This is a genomic window from Acinetobacter sp. ANC 4169 (assembly GCF_002135355.1).
GTDB lineage: Bacteria > Pseudomonadota > Gammaproteobacteria > Pseudomonadales > Moraxellaceae > Acinetobacter.
Window position 1 is genome coordinate 176,846 of record NZ_NEGE01000001.1, and the last position, 20,362, is coordinate 197,207.

The 20,362-nt window shown below is 42.7% G+C and carries 11 protein-coding genes and 1 pseudogene; 2 read left to right on the plus strand and 10 right to left on the minus strand.

Going from position 1 to position 20,362, the window contains the following annotated elements; genetic code table 11:
* Positions 1–11: 11 nt before the first annotated feature.
* The 6 genes and pseudogenes from cysS to B9T26_RS00910 all read right to left on the minus strand — a co-directional run bounded on the left by cysS (position 12) and on the right by B9T26_RS00910 (position 14,125).
* Positions 12–1,433: a cysteine--tRNA ligase gene (gene cysS / locus B9T26_RS00890; RefSeq protein WP_086197935.1), complete on the minus strand. Its 1,422-nt coding sequence runs from the start codon at positions 1,431–1,433 to the stop codon at positions 12–14.
* Between the two features lie 137 nt (positions 1,434–1,570).
* Positions 1,571–1,996 carry a hypothetical protein gene (locus B9T26_RS00895; protein WP_143222981.1) on the minus strand — a complete coding sequence of 142 codons (426 nt, stop codon included), beginning with the start codon at positions 1,994–1,996 and terminating at the stop codon, positions 1,571–1,573.
* A 37-nt stretch (positions 1,997–2,033) separates the two neighbouring features.
* Complete coding sequence (locus B9T26_RS15930; protein WP_413772750.1) at positions 2,034–2,315, minus strand: GT-D fold domain-containing glycosyltransferase; 282 nt, start codon at positions 2,313–2,315, stop codon at positions 2,034–2,036.
* A pseudogene (locus B9T26_RS15880) lies at positions 2,212–3,186 on the minus strand (GT-D fold domain-containing glycosyltransferase); the annotation flags it as partial. The gene B9T26_RS15930 and the pseudogene B9T26_RS15880, both read right to left, overlap by 104 nt.
* A gap of 86 nt (positions 3,187–3,272) precedes the next feature.
* Positions 3,273–4,460: a glycosyltransferase gene (locus B9T26_RS00905; RefSeq protein WP_086197938.1), complete on the minus strand. Its 1,188-nt coding sequence runs from the start codon at positions 4,458–4,460 to the stop codon at positions 3,273–3,275.
* Between the two features lie 197 nt (positions 4,461–4,657).
* A complete protein-coding gene (locus B9T26_RS00910; RefSeq protein ID WP_086197939.1) occupies positions 4,658–14,125 on the minus strand; it encodes an Ig-like domain-containing protein in 9,468 nt (3,155 codons plus the stop codon).
* A 306-nt stretch (positions 14,126–14,431) separates the two neighbouring features.
* On the opposite strand from B9T26_RS00910, the gene B9T26_RS00920 reads away from it, so the two are divergent.
* A complete protein-coding gene (locus B9T26_RS00920; RefSeq protein WP_086197940.1) occupies positions 14,432–14,701 on the plus strand; it encodes a hypothetical protein in 270 nt (89 codons plus the stop codon).
* Between the two features lie 174 nt (positions 14,702–14,875).
* Positions 14,876–15,310: a PaaI family thioesterase gene (locus B9T26_RS00925; protein ID WP_086197941.1), complete on the plus strand. Its 435-nt coding sequence runs from the start codon at positions 14,876–14,878 to the stop codon at positions 15,308–15,310.
* A gap of 99 nt (positions 15,311–15,409) precedes the next feature.
* On the opposite strand, the gene B9T26_RS00930 is transcribed toward B9T26_RS00925, so the two are convergent.
* The 4 genes from B9T26_RS00930 to B9T26_RS00945 all read right to left on the minus strand — a co-directional run bounded on the left by B9T26_RS00930 (position 15,410) and on the right by B9T26_RS00945 (position 20,361).
* Positions 15,410–16,255, minus strand: a complete 846-nt coding sequence (locus B9T26_RS00930) for an IclR family transcriptional regulator (RefSeq protein ID WP_086197942.1) — start codon at positions 16,253–16,255, stop codon at positions 15,410–15,412.
* A gap of 132 nt (positions 16,256–16,387) precedes the next feature.
* Complete coding sequence (locus B9T26_RS00935; protein WP_086197943.1) at positions 16,388–17,605, minus strand: CaiB/BaiF CoA transferase family protein; 1,218 nt, start codon at positions 17,603–17,605, stop codon at positions 16,388–16,390.
* Positions 17,606–17,617: 12 nt separating this feature from the next.
* Complete coding sequence (locus B9T26_RS00940; RefSeq protein ID WP_086197944.1) at positions 17,618–18,820, minus strand: 3-oxoadipyl-CoA thiolase; 1,203 nt, start codon at positions 18,818–18,820, stop codon at positions 17,618–17,620.
* Between the two features lie 23 nt (positions 18,821–18,843).
* Positions 18,844–20,361, minus strand: a complete 1,518-nt coding sequence (locus B9T26_RS00945; RefSeq protein ID WP_086197945.1) for a 3-hydroxyacyl-CoA dehydrogenase — start codon at positions 20,359–20,361, stop codon at positions 18,844–18,846.
* Position 20,362: the final 1 nt, after the last annotated feature.

Here is a 20,362-nt window from a genome sequence, read left to right on the forward strand (position 1 = left end):
CAAATGTTTAATTAATCAGCACGACGCCAAATGGTGCCTTGACGCGTATCTTCCAGAACTACCCCTTGATCGAGTAACGACTGGCGAATTTCATCCGCTTTGGCAAATTCTTTGGCCTTTTTCGCATCTTTACGTTGTTGAATCAAATCTTCAATTTGTTCTTCAGTTAAACCTAATGCTTCCTGACCAATATCCGACTTCAAAAAGTCATCTACATTATGCTGAACCAGACCCAGAATATTGGTGAGGTGACGTAAAGTTGAATAATAAACCTCTGCCTGTTCTTGGTTTTCATCTTTCACTGCACGGTTGAGCTCTTTGTTGATTTCAAACAATACGGCAATCGCTTCTGCAGTATTGAAATCATCACGCATGGCTGCATTAAAACGTTCAACCAAAGCATCATCTAAACGATCTACTGTTCTTTCACCATAAGCTTGTTGATACGCTTTAAATGAATGATAGAAACGGGAAAGGGTGTTCTTTGCTTCTTTTAAAGCAGTATCAGAGAAGTTGACCGGACTACGATAATGCGAAGAAACAATAAAGAAACGGATCACTTCAGGATGAAACTTATCCATTACATCGCGAATGGTGAAGAAGTTACCTAAAGACTTCGACATTTTTTCGCCATCGACATTAATAAAGCCGACGTGCATCCAGTAATTGACATACTGTTCACCAGTTGATGCTTCCGATTGCGCAATTTCATTTTCGTGATGCGGGAAAGTTAAATCTGAACCACCACCGTGAATATCAAAATGGTTGCCCAGGCAGCAGGTCGACATGGCTGAACATTCAATATGCCAGCCCGGACGGCCATTGCCCCAAGGCGAAGCCCAAGAAGGTTCGTTTTCCTTGGCGTGTTTCCACAGTACAAAGTCAAAGGGATGTTTCTTTTCTACTTCAACATCAACGCGTTCAGATGCACCAGCCTGCATATCTTCAAGCTTACGCCCAGAAAGACGGCCATATTTGGCAAATTTTTCCACCTGGAAATAAACATCGCCATTTGCAGATGGATAAGCCGTGCCGTTATTGACCAGGTTACCAATCATGTTTTGCATCTGGTCAATATAATCCGTCGCACGAGGCGCTTCATCTGGATGCAAACAACCCAGATTTTCGGCATCTTCATTCATGGCTTTAATAAAGCGATCAGTTAATGCAGTAATGCTTTCGCCATTTTCATTGGCACGGGCAATAATTTTGTCATCGATGTCGGTGATATTTCGAACGTATTTCACGTTCCAACCCTGACTGCGCAGGAAACGGATAATGTAGTCGAATGCAACCATGACTCGAGCATGCCCAATATGACAGTAATCATAAACTGTCATACCGCACACATACATGTCGATATGTCCTTCTTTACGTGGAACAAATTCAACTTTTTTACGTTGCTCTGAATTGTATAGAACAAATGGTTGCATAGGTCTTCTAAAATGCTTTTACAAATGATGGCTCATCTTAACCTAAGCATTATTTTTCATAAAGTTTTCATGCCTTTTTCTTCTGAATATTTTTATGAAGCATAAAAAAGACCAGCGGTTGCTGGTCTTTTTAAATATTAGGCTTTAAGTTCTGTCTTGCACTGTATCAACATTTTATCGGTTTTTGGACCAAAGAAATTGCTGGCACTGGTATTAGAAACACGTGCATAGTTTTGCTGATCTTTCTGGTAAAAATCCACCGTAAAACCTTGATATTTAGCTGTCATTAAATATTGATAATCATTAAAAGACTTTGCACTTTTTTGCTCCATTGATTTAAATAAAGCGTGCTTTTTCTTAGCAGAAATTAAGCGAAAAATACTCTGGTTTGAAATGGCATAAGACAAGTCATGCGCTTTTTCTTTGGAACAATCCAAAGCATAACGTCCTTTTAAAGGCTCTAAACTTGGTGTATTACCGTGCTGAGTATTTAAAGTTTGAGCGAATGTCAAATTGCAAATAAATACTGAACAACCCATAAATAATATACGACGTTTTTTCATACTTGATAACTCGTTAGACAATTAATAAAACTGTTTATTAATTTTTTAAAAAATCTATTTGCTCTGGTCTGACTTTATTTAAAAACACAGTATCATAACTATTATTTAAATGACCGACATCCAGTCCTCTTAGGCCATATTGATGTAATCTTGCGGAAAGAACTGTTCCTGTGGGGCCCAGTGCAATTAGAAACATATCCACATTTTTTTTTCTCAATACATTTCTGAAAAATATCATCAATAAAAGCATAAGCATTATTATTTTTAGAGAAAATATATTCTGCACTTTGAATATTAGAAAATATAGAATGGTTCGCATTCAAACGTGAATTTTCCCCTGTGACAAAACAGACTTTCTTATCGCACCAAATTGCTTTCCATAAATCTACAATCTGTTGACCATAAAAATAGAATGCTTCAGGTCTGGTAATCATAGAATCGCCTAAACGATTCTGATTTAAATAAAATTTACACTTAGGCCAAAATTCAGCCCAAAAATTATTCCAAAATGCATCTTCAATGAGTAGACCTGGATAACACACCATTAAATCATTATTCTGTAAACTAATATCTCTTAATTCCTGCATGAGTTTCCAATCATGCTTTTGGAAAATACACCCCGTGTTGGTTACCATGCAACGGATTTCACCATCGCCAAAACGAGCAACACTGAGTTGCTGTTCTTTAATCGCAATTAAAGTTTCACGTATTGATAAAAACCTATTGCGATAACTAGAAGCCATATCCATACAAACATCATGTAATCGTTTTAACTTCATTTCTTGATTAAGTTGAAATACATTAGAATTCAAGTTATTCAATAAATACTGATGATCCTGCTTGTACGCCAATAACTGGTCAATTAATTGATGAATAATTTGTACAATATTGTCTTTAACTGTAATTGCAAAACACTCAATCAAAGACCGGTTTTGAGCAACAATTTTTGTCTTATCTCTAAAAGGATAATTAAAATATTGGCTCATAAATTTCCGGCTTTGCTGATTTCTACATACCAGAAAAATATCCAGTTCAATATTAATATCTAAAGCAATAAAAAATGTATCCGTTTTAATATCTAAATACACCACTTCATTTTGAAAAATATTGACACGTTCAACATGCTTCAAAGCTAGAAAGTTGGTTTTCAATATTTCATAGAGCTGCTGTAAACTCATGATATTTTCCATTTTGCTTCGCTATTAGAAAATTACTTATCCTGTATACTAGGCGACATAAGCTTGCTTTAAGCCATAGCACCTAGTATGGATAATCATTAAGAGAATTGTTGAATTGCTTGTACCTGTTCTTCAAAACCAAGACGGTTTAAACACTGAATTAAATTTTGAACCTCAGAATAAGTATCTTTTTTAATTAAAGTTTGATAATCGTTTAACTGATGAATTACCCGCTGTACCAGACCTGCCGAAGCAGTTTTCAAAAGCTGCTTGAATGCCTGATATGCAATATTTTTTTGATCTAATTTAAATGCATTAATACATACTTCATAATGACACCAATATTGATAAATATCATTATTTAAGAATAACTTATTACCTTTTGGTAAAGACAGTTTCTGGGCTTTTTCTGCAAAACATAATGCTAAATCATAATGTTTATCCCAGTTATGTCGTCGAGCAAGATGATACCAACATTCAGCACGTGCAGGATCGATACTCACGCCACGTTGCCAATAATAGAGTGCTTCCATAATTTGGTTTTTTTTCTCATAAAGCAGTCCTAACTGCAAAAAACTAAAGTAGATTTCCTGATCCCAATCTCCAAGTTCAGTTCTTTTTTTATACCATTCAATAGCTTGTTCAGACTTTGCAGCATCTCGATAAGATTGCGCACAGTAAAATGAATAACGGGCGATTAAATCAGGATCGACTTGATCTTGAATTGCTTTTTCCAGAATTTGTGCATCTTTTAAATACTTATCGGGATCCAGACTACGATGTCCCTTACGGCCAGAAATGACCGTATAATCTCCCTCAATATGTGCGGTTTCTACAGGCTCTTTAGTGCCTAAAAATTCGTGCAGGACGCCTCGCCAATAATGTTTTCCATTATTTTTAATAAGTAATTGTCGCTGGTATTTTACCGCACTGCCTTCATTGGTCATTTTTAAATAATAAGCGTCTTTATCTAAAACCGGCAGGTTCAATTCACCCTTAAAATGGTCATCAGCATCAAAAAATAAAATATAATCACTTTTACCCTGACATGCTTTTAATGCAACATCACGGTTATGACCAAAGTTCAGCCATCGCTCATGAATAATTTCACCTGTTATATTTTTCTTTTTAAAAAAACTCTCAATGAGTTCTACAGTATTATCTGTCGACCCTGTATCAGAAATAACCCAATATGCTAATTCAACGTGCTGACAAATATTTTCCAAGGTTTTTTCTATAATATGACTTTCATTTTTTACAATCATATTTAAACAAATAGATGCCATATTTATTACTACTACCCTAATAACTTTAATTTTTAAATTTCTAATTACCAATATTAATGTTCATTTAAAAATCAAATATTGGTACTAAATTTGTGTTTAATTTTACTACATTAATCGCTTAATATTTCATTAATTATTAGAATTTTCCAATAAAAAACCGCTTCATAAATGAAACGGTTTTTTTAAACTAGAACAGATTAAAACAATAGCTGATTGTTATGCAATAACTCTTCCAGACTGGTATCGACATTTTTCAAGGTCAACAGAGGCGTGTTCGTTGGGTAATCATCAGGAATCAGCTTGTTGCTGGCATCATACTTTTTACCATCTCGGTCAATACTGATCACCGTATCATCTCCAACTTTCTGTACGTTCACAAATTGGCCTAAATAGTTCTGCGCACCAGTGATATCTCCATTATCAATCAATAGATGATCGTAGTTACTACGATCAAATTCACCCAATAATTCAGAAATATCAATTATGTCTGCATCCGCATTAAACTGTGTATTACCCTCTTGGAATCCATACCAGCTATCCGATCCGTGACCACCGGTTGCATCATTTGCAATCAGCAAATCATAAATCACCGTATCACGACCTCCGGCTTGACTGTGGAACTCATCATTTCCAGCACCACCCTTGAGGGTATTGGAACCAGTACCGCCATAGAGGATGTCATTCCCTTGGCCACCCAATAAGTAGTCATTTCCAGCACCCCCATAGATGATGTCGTTGCCGTCTCCACCAGATACATAGTCATTACCCGCACCCGCATTAATCGTATCATTACCGCGACCACCATAAATGGTGTCGTTATAACGACTGCCAATAAGGTTATCATCCCCATCATAGCCATAGATTATTGCAGATTTAGCTGAACTCGAAGCATCAAGGCGGTTAGCAGCATTATCACCTTCCACTAAATTCAAGCCTGAATTTAAGCTGGAATCCTGGGTAATCAGACTGAGATCCAGTAATTTACCCAATGATTCTGTTGTAGAAATATTTTGACTGTCTGTTGCCGTTACTTTGATGTTATTGAGCAAGTCAAGTGACAACAAATTACCATCGACAATGCCAAGTGCAGCATCTTCCGTGGTGAATTTCACTGTTGCCAGGAATTGGTTAATTGCCGCATTACTGATGTTTGGCTGTAAACCATTTGCACTGCTAATAGTTAAACTGACAGTCGGTGCAATCAGATTTAATACCCCTGTAGTGATTGAAATTTCAGCTTTAAGGCCTAGCTCTGCAGCCAGTTTGCTCGAATATGTAAATGTTGGTTTAGTCACATTTACACCCAAGATTTGTTCAAAGCTCAAGGTGACTTGACGTAAGTCATTATTCGGATCAACCACATAGATATCTTGAGCACCCAGATCAATCAGCCCTAAAACATCCAGACCCACCAAACCTAATAATGAGGTGTCCTTACCAAAGATGAGCGGCGCCTGATTATTTGGATTAAATGACACATCCGTTAAATTCGTGGTATCGAATTTCAGATCAGTGCTTGCCGTATCGCCATCGTTATCCTGAACCACAATATTGACATCAGTTACCGTACTGCTAGACGTAGCATTGATGGCATTGGTAATTAATTTACCATTGGCAATCAGTGAATTAATGACTTCATAATCAGAATTGAATTGAGCTGCATAAGTACCCTCTCCCTGCTGTAACAAATTCACATTATCCAGTTTAATCACCTGATTAACACTCGACATATGCAAGTCTGCGCTGAAACCACCTGTAAACAGACCATCTTTGCTGATGTAGATAATGGTTTGATTGGTGCTTGCATCGTAAGCGAAGTGCAAGTAATTCATTAAATTACCAGCACTAAAACCAAAGCGACCCGCACCCACAAGCAGATTTGAGAAATCCAACACATCCCCGCCCAGGGTTACAGGACGAATATCGAAGTCGGTAATACGATCTTCTGCTGCGTTAAAGCCATTCAGATAATCGTTTTTCTCCCAACGGAAGATATCTGAACCTTCACCACCTGTCAGGATGTCATTGCCCTGACCACCAACAATGAGGTCGTTACCCGCACCACCAACAATAGTGTCATTGCCTGAACCACCATACAGAATGTCATTGGCATTACCACCCTGAATCAGGTCATTACCGCCCAGACCATAAATTGAATAGGATAAATTATTGTCGATTGGACGAAGTTCCGAACTACGTGATCCATCATCAACAATGACTGTGGAAGCTTTTTCGCCTGAAAGCAGGTCACCTAAAAGACCGACATTGGCAAGTTCTGTATTGCCTTTTGAGGCCAATGTGGCACCCATGCTATTTTTTGCCACAATGTTCACGGTTGGCAAGACGGATAAATCCAGAATGCCACCCAAAGCACCGCCATCGACTGTTACCGTCTGTAATAACTGATTTACTTTGAGCGAATCCAAGTTATTAATTTCTGTACCATCCAGATTGGTAATGGTGAGCTTCATAGGTACCAAGCCTAGAGTTGCCTTTTGTGACACCACTTTTAAGCCCAGCTCGGTTGCCAGTTTTGCATTAAACAGTAACTCTTTAGAATTGCCTAATACCGTACCCAATAAGCCACCAACATCTACTGCCCAAATGCTGACTTCTACCGAGTGCATCCCTTGGCCTGACACCGAGAACAACTGGTTATTTTGCAGCTCAATCAGTCCGGCAACATTTAGACCAACCGTACCGAGCAAGCTATTTGACTGACCGCCCAATGAGACTGATACAGGCTCTGGCTGGTTATAAGTGCCTGGAGCTGCCTCAAATACCGAATAATGATATTCACCTGTAGTCAGATCAACTGTAATGGTTTCACCAGACAAGGTCGTTACCATCAATTCACCACCAGCTAGGCCTTTATAGTTATAGGCATAGCTAATAATTTCAGTAGATGAACCATTCTGCGTAACCGTGTTCTCTTTAGGATCGAAGACAAATTCCACACCAGACACAGTGACAGATTTGACAAAGCCGTCATCTGCACCATAGCCATAAACCTTGGTTGTTACAGTGCTGTCAGGTTGAGTGACATATTCAACAAAGACATTCCCTGTAACCTCATAACTATTGGTGAGATTATAAGTTTCGCTCGCTTTGGCCGTTGGCTGGTCATCTGTCATTTTTACCGTAATGTATTGCGATGCAGATACATCACCACGATCATTGGCAAAATTCATACGAATATCAAAGGCCAAGGCATCATCTAGCGTACTGCCCTCTAGGCCATGACCAATGGCTTGTTTCAGGTTCACGCTGTAGTTGCCGTTGTCGTCAATAGAGACAACCACGACCTCAGCTTTTACAACTTGTCCATTCACTGTTTTATTGACATAACCAATCAGGTCACCATTGTTATTGTGTTCCCACAATACGTCTAAACCTTGGGAAGTTAATGGCGTTGCAGGCTGCTCCAGATAAACCTGAGTATAATTGCTACCTGGTGTTGCAAACTGACCTGTATAGCTTAGACCCGTATTGGCATTTGCAGCCAGCAGCAAATCATTTTCACTAAATTCAACAATTGAACCTGCTTTATCCAAATCATTGTTTTTATAGTGTAATTCAAGACTTTCAGGTTTCGCTGCATTACCTGCCTTGTCAGTAACATTTGCAGTAATTGTGACCTGGGTATTATCAGTCCAAGTTATATCATCCAGTAAGGTCGCTGGAACATTCACACTCCATTGACCATTGGTGACTGTCGCATCTACAGGGCCTAGACCATTAACCGTGACTTTAACGATCTGACCATCTTCTGCACCTTCCGCTGTACCACTAATCGTTATACCTTGTTGTAGTTCAACGGCAGTGAGAATGTCATCGACTGCTACTGGCTGGTCAATGCTCAGCTCTGGTGCTACGGTATCTACAATTAAACTATGTGTGTCTGAGTTTTTATTACCTGCAGCATCAGTGACTTGTACAGTTACTGTATGGCTTGCATCAGGAATTGGCTGTTCTGCCGTAATACTCCAATCACCATTACTGTCTGCTTTTACAGCGCCGTAGGAAACATCACCAATTTTAACTTCTACGATAGCTCCCGGTTCAGTCTTGCCAGACCACGTAGGAGTAGCATCGTTACTATATCCAGCTTTATCGGTCAGGATATTTTGATTGGCATCATCTGTAATGGTAAAGGTTGGTTTAGCGATACTTGTATCTACAGTAAATGTACGTGTATCAACAGCAACTCCACTTATACCCGCTATTTCTATACGGTACTCTCCATCAGCCAATGATGTTAATTCACCTGCTGTTAGACTCGTTGACCATTGATCACCTGCACCAGCGGTAATGGTCTTGCTGATTAGTGCAGTTGACTCTCCAACCTTATAAATTTTCACATAGTTCGTTGTGATATTTGAGCTACCATGGAATGTAAGGTTTGCTTTTTCCGCAGCATTAATTACATCGTCCCCAGCGACCACAGCAATTTTTGCCGTCACATTTCCTTGAACTACATTATATGTTGGAACCTTTGTAATAGTTGCTGTGCCTATATCTGGGACGGTTGAAACATTCCCTGCTTCATCTTTAGCCATAGCCGTGATAGTGACATTACTACCTGCTGCAGGATAAGTCACAGCATTGCCTGGCACTTTATAACTCCAGGCACCAGTTGCATCGGCAGTTACATTTGCTGTATGCGGTGTACCACTTGCACCTGTAATCGTCACTGTCACTATTGCATTTGGATCTGTAGAACCTTTAACCGTATAACCAAAGGCGCGCTCGCCTTCATCAATACCGTTCCCATCTGCAATGCTGCTAATAGTCACTGTAGGGCCTGTGCTATCCAAAGTCACCGCTTTATTAAACTTACTAATGGTAGTGTTGTCATTACCGGCAGCGCTACCGTCATACTGACGTACCTGGATATCACCCGCCTTATACTGGCCTTGTGCTGGTAAATCGAAGCTGCCGGTTGTTGCTGGATCACCTGCTGCTGCACCAGTCTGCCAAGTATTTCCACCATCAGTTGAATACTGCCAGCCAAGATTTGGTTCTAGACCAGTCACCTGAATCGTTGGATTTTTGGTAATACCATCTTGCTTTTGATCATTGAATGCTGAACCAGCTGTTGCCGCAGTTGTATCCTCAGCCAGGCTCAACTCGACCTTTGGCGGTGCAATTACATCACCGGTAATGACACCCGGTCCTGCAAGCGAAGCAGCCGTATCGTTGGTTTTTCCTGTAGTCGTACTGCTAAATGCACCCGGATCTACAGTAATTTTCCCTGCCACATTATTGCCGGCATCTGGTGTAAATACCGCAGTATAAATTTCAGGGTTATTTACATCCTGACGTAAATTAGACAAGCTTCCGCCAGTGACATGAACATCATTAACATCAAAACCGCTGACCAATTCAGAGAATTTAAAGCTAATCAAAGTTGAGCTATCAGCTGCATTTACAACATAACTATCAGAAGTGATGGTTAAGGTTGGAGGCAAACTTAAATCAACTGTACTTATTGTACTTTGTGCAGCAGCATTGGCATTACCCACCTGATCGGTAAATGTACCTTGTGGCAGGGTTACCGTTACAGGGCCGTAGAAATCAACATTTGCCAAATCTACTGTAGCCGGATCGATAGCACTATTTGGATCCATTGGAACAAACTGAATATATGGCTGTGCATTTCCAGTTGGTGTCACGACAATAAATTTACCTTGATCGCTGTCTAACCGATCTGCAATATCTTGCAGGCTTGCTGCTGTGACCACACCATTATCCAGTTTAAATAATGGTTCTGTAGATGTAAGTTCAACTACACCATCTGCATTTACGCTAATAGCAACGACCGGCGCAGTACTATCAAGCAGGATCGAATTATCGTAAACAGTTGCACTAACATTGCCCACTGTATCCGTTGCCGTGATTTCAATATCTAGAGAACTATCAGCCTGTTGTTGTTGATAGCTATTTAATGTTGCCAAATCTGAAGTCGTTAACGTTACACTCCATTCACCTGTTGGGCCTGTAGTTACAGTATATGGCGTGTTCAAACCTTCAATAGCAACCACTACTTTTGAGTTTGGCTCTGCTGTTCCATTAAGAATCACCGGATTAGCCAGTTCATCGGCATTAATGGCTTTATCAGCAGCATAATTACCGCCACCTGTAGTGCTAATGGCAGTAATCACCGGATTAACTGTTTGCGTATCTACCAGAAAGCTGAGTGCTGAGCTATCGACATTACCTTCTGTATCTGTTGCTTTGACAGTAATATCATTTTGACCTTCACGTACTGCAATAGATACATCAAGTTTGCCAGCATCAATATCTGACTGTTTAAGCACGTAATTGTCGCCATTTACATTAATCACATCACCCGGTTTATTGGCACTGGTTAATGGAATGGCGATATCGATACGGTTATCGGCACCCAGCTCAGCTTTGTTAATTGCACCATCCGCAGGACTCACATCATCAAGTAATTGAATGGTGCCCACTAAATCTGTGGCTTGAGTATCAACGCTAAAGTCCAGTTGAGCCTGGTCGATATTGCCTTGTGCATCTGTCATTTTGGCAATGATCGTATTGGCATTTTCAGCTATGGCTACATTGGTAATGACCTTGCCTGCCAACCAGTCGTTTGCAGTTACAATATAATTAATGCCATTCAGTGAAATGGTATCGCCAGCTTTAGCATCACGACCTAAACTAATTTCAATTTGTGTAGAGGTGGTATTTGCAGCCAACTCTTTAGCATTTAAAACACCATCTGCGTTTTGGTCTGCGATCAGCTTAATACCGTCAATCAATTCTGCAGGCTTGGTGTCTACAGTCACTGTAATCGCTTTTTCTTCGATTACCTTAGCAGCAGAATCTTTCACAATAGCATTGAAAATGTTTTGGTCTTCTTTAATAGGACCTACGTTTTCAATAATCACATAACCTAGGCTAATATCTGCCGAAGTGACCGGTTTAACAATGCCGTTAATTTCAACTGTGTCACCCTCTTGAATGTCTTGACCCAGATTAACTTTTACATCAATCAAATTATCAGCGGGTTTTTCAGAAGCATTAAGAACTTGATCAGCGTTAGTATCTTCGACCACAGAGACATTTCCAGTTAAGTCAGAACTTACAACGTCAACAACTGTTATGTCCCGTTCAACTTGTCCTTTGCTATTGGTCACTTCCACTACAATTGCATTCGTACCAGGTTGTACAGCAACAAGAGCAGTGATCTCTCCAGCAGCAATATCAGCAGCTGTTAATATGTGAGGCTGACCATTTACAACGACCACATTGCCAGCAACAAGATTATTTGCAGTGGCATCGTTGAGTTCGATGCGAATGCTTGTTAAACCATCGGCTCCCACTTCTCTTGTGTCTAAATCGGCTGAACTGTTTGCATCATCAAGCAGTGTTATCTTTTTAATGAGGTCAGCGAGTGAACTTTCTCCTGTAGCACCCGTGTCGCCAGTTGCGCCTGTAGCACCTGTATCGCCAGTAGCGCCGGTATCACCCGTTGCACCAGTAGAACCTGTAGCGCCGGTATCACCTGTAGCACCTGTAGCACCTGTATCGCCGGTAGCACCCGTGTCACCTGTAGAACCAGTTGCGCCTGTATCGCCCGTTGCACCGGTAGAACCTGTAGCACCTGTATCGCCAGTTGCACCCGTTGCACCTACATCGCCTGTGGCACCCGTTGCGCCGGTATCGCCTGTAGCGCCTGTGGCACCTGTATCACCGGTAGCACCCGTAGCACCTGTAGCACCTGTTGCGCCAGTATCGCCAGTTGCACCAGTAGAACCTGTTGCACCAGTAGAACCTGTTGCACCTGTATCGCCAGTTGCACCGGTAGAACCTGTATCGCCCGTTGCACCAGTAGAACCTGTGGCACCTGTAGAACCTGTTGCACCTGTATCGCCTGTAGAACCCGTTGCGCCAGTTGCGCCCGTTGCACCCGTGTCGCCCGTTGCACCAGTAGAACCGGTAGAACCCGTAGCGCCTGTAGAACCTGTTGCGCCTGTGGCACCTGTATCGCCGGTATCACCCGTTGCACCTGTATCGCCTGTAGCACCCGTTGCGCCAGTAGCGCCGGTATCACCTGTAGAACCTGTTGCGCCAGTAGCACCTGTATCGCCCGTTGCACCTGTGTCGCCAGTTGCACCAGTAGAACCTGTTGCACCAGTAGAACCTGTTGCACCTGTATCGCCAGTAGCACCGATATCGCCTGTGGCACCTGTAGAGCCGGTAGCACCCGTTGCGCCGGTAGCACCCGTGTCGCCGGTAGCGCCTGTATCGCCTGTATCGCCTGTAGAACCTGTGGCACCTGTATCGCCGGTAGCACCCGTGTCGCCAGTTGCGCCGGTAGAACCTGTGGCACCTGTATCGCCAGTTGCACCTGTATCGCCCGTTGCGCCAGTAGAACCTGTAGCGCCGGTGTCGCCCGTTGCACCAGTAGCGCCGGTATCACCTGTAGAACCCGTAGCACCCGTGTCGCCTGTGGCACCTGTAGCACCTGTGGCACCTGTATCGCCCGTTGCGCCGGTAGCACCTGTATCGCCAGTTGCACCTGTATCGCCTGTGGCACCTGTTGCACCGGTATCGCCCGTTGCGCCGGTAGCACCCGTTGCACCAGTAGAACCTGTAGCACCCGTGTCACCTGTAGAACCAGTTGCGCCTGTATCGCCCGTTGCGCCTGTAGAACCTGTGGCACCTGTATCGCCAGTTGCGCCTGTAGCACCTGTATCGCCAGTAGAACCTGTGGCACCTGTATCGCCAGTTGCGCCTGTAGCACCTGTATCGCCAGTAGCGCCGGTATCACCCGTTGCACCAGTAGAACCTGTAGCGCCGGTGTCGCCCGTTGCACCAGTAGAACCCGTAGCACCTACATCGCCCGTTGCGCCAGTAGAACCTGTGGCACCTGTATCGCCTGTGGCACCAGTAGCACCCGTAGCACCTGTAGAGCCTGTGGCACCTGTGTCTCCAGGAGATCCTGTTTGACCACCTTCAATTTCAGCCGGTTTTGAAGTATTGCCCGCTTCATCTCGTGCAGTCACCGTGGCTTTTTCACCATCGATTAATGGACGATCCAAATCAATCACAAAGTTACCATTTTGATCCGCAACACCCGAACCAATCACCTGGCCTGAAAGGTCTTTCACTTCTACGGTTGAACCTGGTTCTGCTTTACCGGTAACCTGAGTACCTGCTGCATTTAGAGTCACTTCCGGCACTGCAGGTGCCAGAGTATCTTTATCACTTATAAAATTATCACCAGACTTGCTAGAACCAGAACTTGCAGCAACACTCCCTAAAATTGCGGCACCCGCTATTGCTCCAGCAATCGGCCAAATACTAATAAATGAACTTTCTGACTGGCCATATAATAAGGGTTCTATTTTATCTATTGGATTATAGTCAAGTGTTTCAAAATCAAATAAAAACAACTCTGATTGTTCATTTCTAAAAACTAATGAGCTTTCTTCTGCATTAAAATTTTCAATTATTATTTTTTCGCCATTTTTTAAAGTAATTATTACTTGATTATTTAAATATTCAATTTTTTCTATATCTTCAACATTTACATCTACCAGAACAACAGAATTTTCATTCAATCCTATTTTTTCTGAATATTCTTTTAATAAATGACTATTCCAATTAGCTTTAGAAACGACTTGAACCTGCATAAAAAAAACCCTCAAATTCCAACTATTATTGTTGGAATTAATTAAACGGGGATTTAAGTTATTTTTCAAGTGATTAATAAATATCTTTCACAACTAAAAAGCGATCCTATTTGATCGATATTTATACCCCGATTTTTAGAATTCATGCATAATTTACGCATGTAATACATCGATTCAAAGAAGCTTTCTGAAACACAGTTCAAGCAATACACCTGCATCACATGGTCAACCTTCTACTGAATGGTTGAGTAATTAAAGAATCATGTTCAACGAAAGGCAGATCACCTAAATTAAGGTCGCGGTGCTATGCGTGATTTGGAGCTATTTAAATGCAATTTAAACCAGATTCCTTTTGGGGTTTTTACCCTTGTAGATAAAGGCTATCAAGAAATGTATCCATTATATCCGAATGGTCTTTTATCCTTAAAAACCAAAAGACGATATAACTTAAATCCTGAACTAAAAATCTATCATCAGGAAATCAATAAAAGAAGAAGCGGTATTGGACATGTATTTTGGATCCTGAAAACTTTCAAAATTATTGCTAAACATCCTCCAAACCAAGGCAAAGAATAGGCTTAAGATTCAATTTAATCGCCAGGATTTACAAGATGAAATTAAACCAGAATTGACTTATAAAAGAGATCCAGTATCAAACTTTAGTTTTACTTTGCGGTATTTTATTTCAAAAATAACCAATAAATATTAAACTAAATAGAAATTAAGATATGAAAATGGAAGCAATATTAAATGTCGATGGATCAATACACAGGTTTAGAGTTTTTAACCGCAGTTAAAAATGGTGAAATTCCTCATGCACCCATGGCTAAAACCATTCCAATGAAACTGGTTGAAGTTCAAGAAGGCTATATTATCTATGAAGTTACCCCTGGCGAAGATCATATCAATTTGCAAGGCGGTGTGCATGGCGGATTCTGTGCAACAATTTTAGACAGTGTGACGGGTGCCGCAGCACATACCATTATGGAAAAAGGTGTACGTTTTGCCACGACTGACTTGAATATTAAAATGATCCGCCCGATGCAATGTGGAAAAACCTATCGCGGTGTGGGACAGATCATCAATCAAGGGCGCACGCTTGTCATGACCGAAGGTCGCATTATTGATGAAAATGATAAAATTTATGCTCACGGCACAGCGACACTAATGATTATTCGTAAATAGCGCTAAATATTTATTTTTTTATTGCAGGTATCCTTTCGATACCTGCCGTTTATTTAGACCAATGAATAATAGAAATTTCCTCTAAAAACCGATTTAAAACTACCCGACTTCATTACGAATATTATTCACCATATGCAGTAAGCGCGGTGCAATATCATCTTCCAGTTTTTCCCGATTTAAAATAAAGCTAGGACCACCACAGTTAAACACCAGCAAACCATGCTGTTCATGATAATAAGGCACCGCTACTGAATTGACATCCTTATGCCATTCCCCTATCGAGAAACAATAGCCAAAGTCTTGATAATCCTTAAAAGCTTTATCTAATTCACGATTGATTTTCATCCAGTCATCTTTATGCTTGGCACGGATGGCATTGAGTAAAAACTCTCGCTCATCTTCTGGCATCGCTGCCAGACATGCTCGACCAACTGAACTTAAATGAATCGGCAAATAGGTTCCCACCTGACGACGCATGGTCACATTTCCCTTGCCTTGCACTACGTCCAGATAGATCATATTTAAGCGATCACGCGTCGCCATCGCTACCGCGGCACCAGCATAATCCGCCAGATCCTTCATATAGGGATGTGCAATGGAACGGATCGAAAGATTCGACAACATGGAATACCCAAATGCAAGCACGCCAACTGAAAGCTGAAATTTACTTGAATTAGGCACCTGTTTTAGGTAACCCAAGCGTGACAGCGTATGGGTTAATCGGGTAATGGTCGGTTTAGGCAAACCCGTCATTTGTGACAATTCCTGATTGCCCAAATGCTGATGCTTGGCCGAAAAACAACGTAAAAGTTCTAATCCGCGAGCAAGAGCGGTAATGTATTGGCGATCATTTTCATCTTGCATATCCTCCATGGGATGCAAAAGTTCATGTCTTAATGGAGCCAAGAGCTTGTCCGCCTGTTCCGATTCTGTCTCTTTAGTCATTTAAATTGCCCCAATACTTCATTTCTGTTTCGCATTGCGAAAATTATAATATAAATATTGTATTAATAGCAAAGAAGCAACTTATTAAAAGTTGCTTCTTTATTAAACACATTCAAGTTTTATGGAAATTATTTATCCAATAATACCTTTAGTGCGTAATTCAGCCAATTGTTCAGCATTCGCTACACGCGCCAAGATTTCATCAGTATGCTCTCCCAGCATTGGCGGAGCTTTCTTATATTCCACAGGCGTACGCGAAAGCTTGATAGGTGAACCGATCACTTTAAGCTTATCTTTTAAAGGATGCTGCATTTCAATGAGCATGTTACGTGCTTTCACTTGAGGCTCTTCAAAAGCCTGTTCCAGGTTGTTAATTAAACCCACTGGAACTTTGACGGCATGAATCGCTTCAACCCAGTGCTTGGCAGTATTGGTCAGGAAGTGTGCTCCCAGCAATTCACCAATTTCGGTACGGTGCTTAATTCGTAGCGCATTGGTGGTAAAGCGCGGATCATTTGGCAGCTCAGGCAAACCAATCGCTGCACTTAACGCCACAAACTGATTGTCATTACCGCAGGCAATAATGAAGTCTTGGTCTGCTGCTTTAAACACCTGATAAGGCACAATATTGGCATGAGCATTACCATAGCGACCCGGCACTTTACCTGAAGCCAGATAGTTCATGCCCTGGTTCGCCAGTGTTGCCACCTGCACATCCAGTAAGGCCATATCAATATGCTGACCCAAACCGGTTAAAGTACGGTTCAATAAAGCCGCTTGAATGGCGATGGTTGAATACAAACCCGTGGTTAAGTCAGCAAAGGCTACACCCACCTTTTGTGGACCACCACCCGGCAAGTCATCTTTCTCACCGGTCACAGACATCAGACCGCCCATCCCCTGGATAATAAAGTCATAACCCGGTTCAGGTGCACGTGGACCAGTCTGGCCAAAACCGGTAATCGAGCAATACACCAGTTTGGGGTTGATGGCATTGAGACTATCGTAATCCAGTCCATATTTTTTCAGTGAACCGGCCTTATAATTTTCAATCACTACATCCGACTCTGCTGCCAAAGCACGCACCAGCTCCTGACCTTCTGGCGTAGAGATATCAATCGCAATAGAGAGTTTATTACGGTTGGCAGACTGATAATAAGCCGCTTCACGTGTGTCTTCGCCCTGGTTGTTCTTCATCCAAGGTGGACCCCATAAACGGGTATCATCACCCGTTTTTGGACGTTCAACTTTAATCACTTCTGCGCCTAAATCCGCAAGGATTTGACCACACCAAGGACCTGCCAGTACGCGACTTAAATCCAGTACGCGAATACCTTCTAATGCACCCATGTGTTTTCTCTTTTATACGCGTTCAATAACCATTGCGAGACCTTGTCCCACACCAATACACAAGCTGATCACAGCATATTTTTTGCCACTGCGTTGCAGTTCACGTGCAGTTGTCAATGCCAGGCGAGCACCTGAAGCACCGAGTGGATGACCGACTGCAATCGCACCGCCATTCGGGTTGACACGGGCATCATCAAAAGCCACATCCAGACCTTTTAGACAAGCCAGAACCTGAGAAGCAAAGGCTTCATTGATCTCGATAATGTCCATGTCATCTAGCGTCAGGTTGGCACGTTTCAATGCTAATTTGATCGCATCAACCGGACCTGCACCCATGATGCGTGGCTCAATCCCAGCTGCAGCAGAAGACAGGATTTTTGCCATTGGCTTGATTCCCAAAGTCTGCTCAGCCTGTGCAGAACCGATGATCAGTGCAGCTGCGCCATCATTGACCCCAGAGGCATTCCCCGCAGTCACCACACCACCTTCGAATAAGGGTCTCAATTTTTGTAGCGCTTCCATATTAGACGATGGGCGTGGATGCTCATCAACTGCAACTAATTTAGGCGGTAATTTGCGGCCTTGGGAAACTTCAATGCCAACAATCTCGCCTTCAAAGAAACCGGCCTGTTTCGCAGCTTCATATTTGGCTTGCGACGCTGCGGCAAAAGTATCGGCATCTTCACGGGTCACGCCATATTCAAACGCCACGTTGTCACCGGTTTTTGGCATGGTGTCATCACCAAACTGCTTTTCAATGGCCGGGTTCGGAAAACGCGCACCGATAGTTGAATCAAATACTTTAAAGTCACGGCTAAACGGAGTTTCAGACTTGGCAAATACGAATGGCGCACGCGACATCGACTCGACACCGCCAGCGATAAAGATATCGCCTTCATCACAGGTCACTGCACGCGCTGCATCAATCACCGCAGCCAAACCGGAAGCACATAAACGGTTCACGGTTTGTGCAGGCGTTTTTACATCCAGACCTGCAAGCAAAGTCGCGTGACGCGCAATGTTACGGCTGTCTTCACCAGCCTGGTTGGTATTGCCCAGAATTACATCCGCAAAAATATCATTCGGAAGATTGTGCTTTTCAACCACGGCCTTGATCACGTGAGCGGCCAGATTGTCCGGACGGATGGTGGCAAGGCTACCGGCATGGCGACCAAAAGCAGTACGTACGCCATCATAAATATATGCATTTAACATAGGAATATTCTCTTGGTTCGCGCTTAAACAGCCGCTGTATGAAGTAAAGATAAATTAAGTTGAGCACGACGTTTCAGCCACGGACTTGGACGGTAACGCTGGTCACCGGTATTGGCATAGATGCGTTCCAGAATCAGCAGAATGCGATCGTTACCCAAGACATCGCCCCAGGAAATTGGACCATGCGGATAACCCAGACCCAGTTTCACTGCTTTATCGATATCAGAAGCCGTGGCAATTTGCTGCTGCGCAATATCACACGCCAGATTCACTACCATTGCCAAGACACGCTGTGCAACGAAGCCGACACTTTCTGCAATCACGGTCACGCCCTGTCCATCTTTAGCAAATATCGCATGTGCTTGATCAATGTATGTTTTTTGCGTCAGAATTGATGGCATCAGGGTGCGGTGCTTGGCAAAGTCAGTCAGCATATCAATGCTCATGGCACGGCTCGCATCCACACCAAAACGCAAGGCCGCTGTAGTCGTGTCTTCACCATAAGTCGCCAAGACAATCAGGCTATCTGCTGCAGGTGTTCCAGCACTATCCAGCACTAAGCCTTGTTCACGGATGTAATCACGCAAGATCACGGCATCCTGTTCACGGTCGGCTTTAATCCAAACTGCATTAAACGCAGTCACTTCAGGTACAGCTTGTGCAGGGGCTTCATTGGTCTTTTGACCATCAACATATTTATAGAAGCCTTCACCGACTTTACGGCCCACCTTTTTACCCGCCAGCATTTGACGGGTTAAAGCATGTGGACGGTAACGGTCTTCCTGATAGAACTGGTTAAAGATCGATTCCATCACCGGATGAGAAACATCCAGCGCAGTCAAATCAAACAGTTCCAATGGTCCCATACGGAAGCCTGCACCATCACGCAAGATGCGGTCGATTTCAGAAACTGAGGCTACACCTTCACCCAGTGCTTTCAGGGCTTCAGTGCCATAAGCACGGCCGGCATGGTTGACGATGAATCCTGGGGTGTCTTTGGTACGCACACCGAAATGCCCCATACGCTGTGCCAGTTCAAGCAAATCGGCAATCACCTGTTCATCGGTAGCCAGTCCTGCAATCACTTCCACAATTTTCATCAGTGGCACAGGATTAAAGAAATGGAACCCGGCCATGCGTCCTTGATGTTCAAGATTTGAAGCAATTGCGGTCACTGAAAGTGATGAGGTGTTGGTCGCAAGAATGGTCTCTGCTGATACGATGCCTTCAAGCTGCTTGAACAGGCTTTGCTTGATCTCCAGGTTTTCGATGATGGCTTCAACCACCATGTCTACACCAGCAATCTGTTCAATGCTGTCTAAAATCTTAAAACGCGCCAAGGTTTCATTCAGCACCTGTTCAGTAAATTTACCTTTGGCCTGTAATTTTTCTAAAGTGGTTTTCAGTTTGGCTAAGCCCGCTTCGGCAGCCCCAGCCTTAGCATCAAATAAACGAACTTCGAGTCCGGCCTGGGCAGCAATTTGTGCAATGCCCATGCCCATGACACCAGTACCAATCAACGCCATCGATTGAATCGTCATT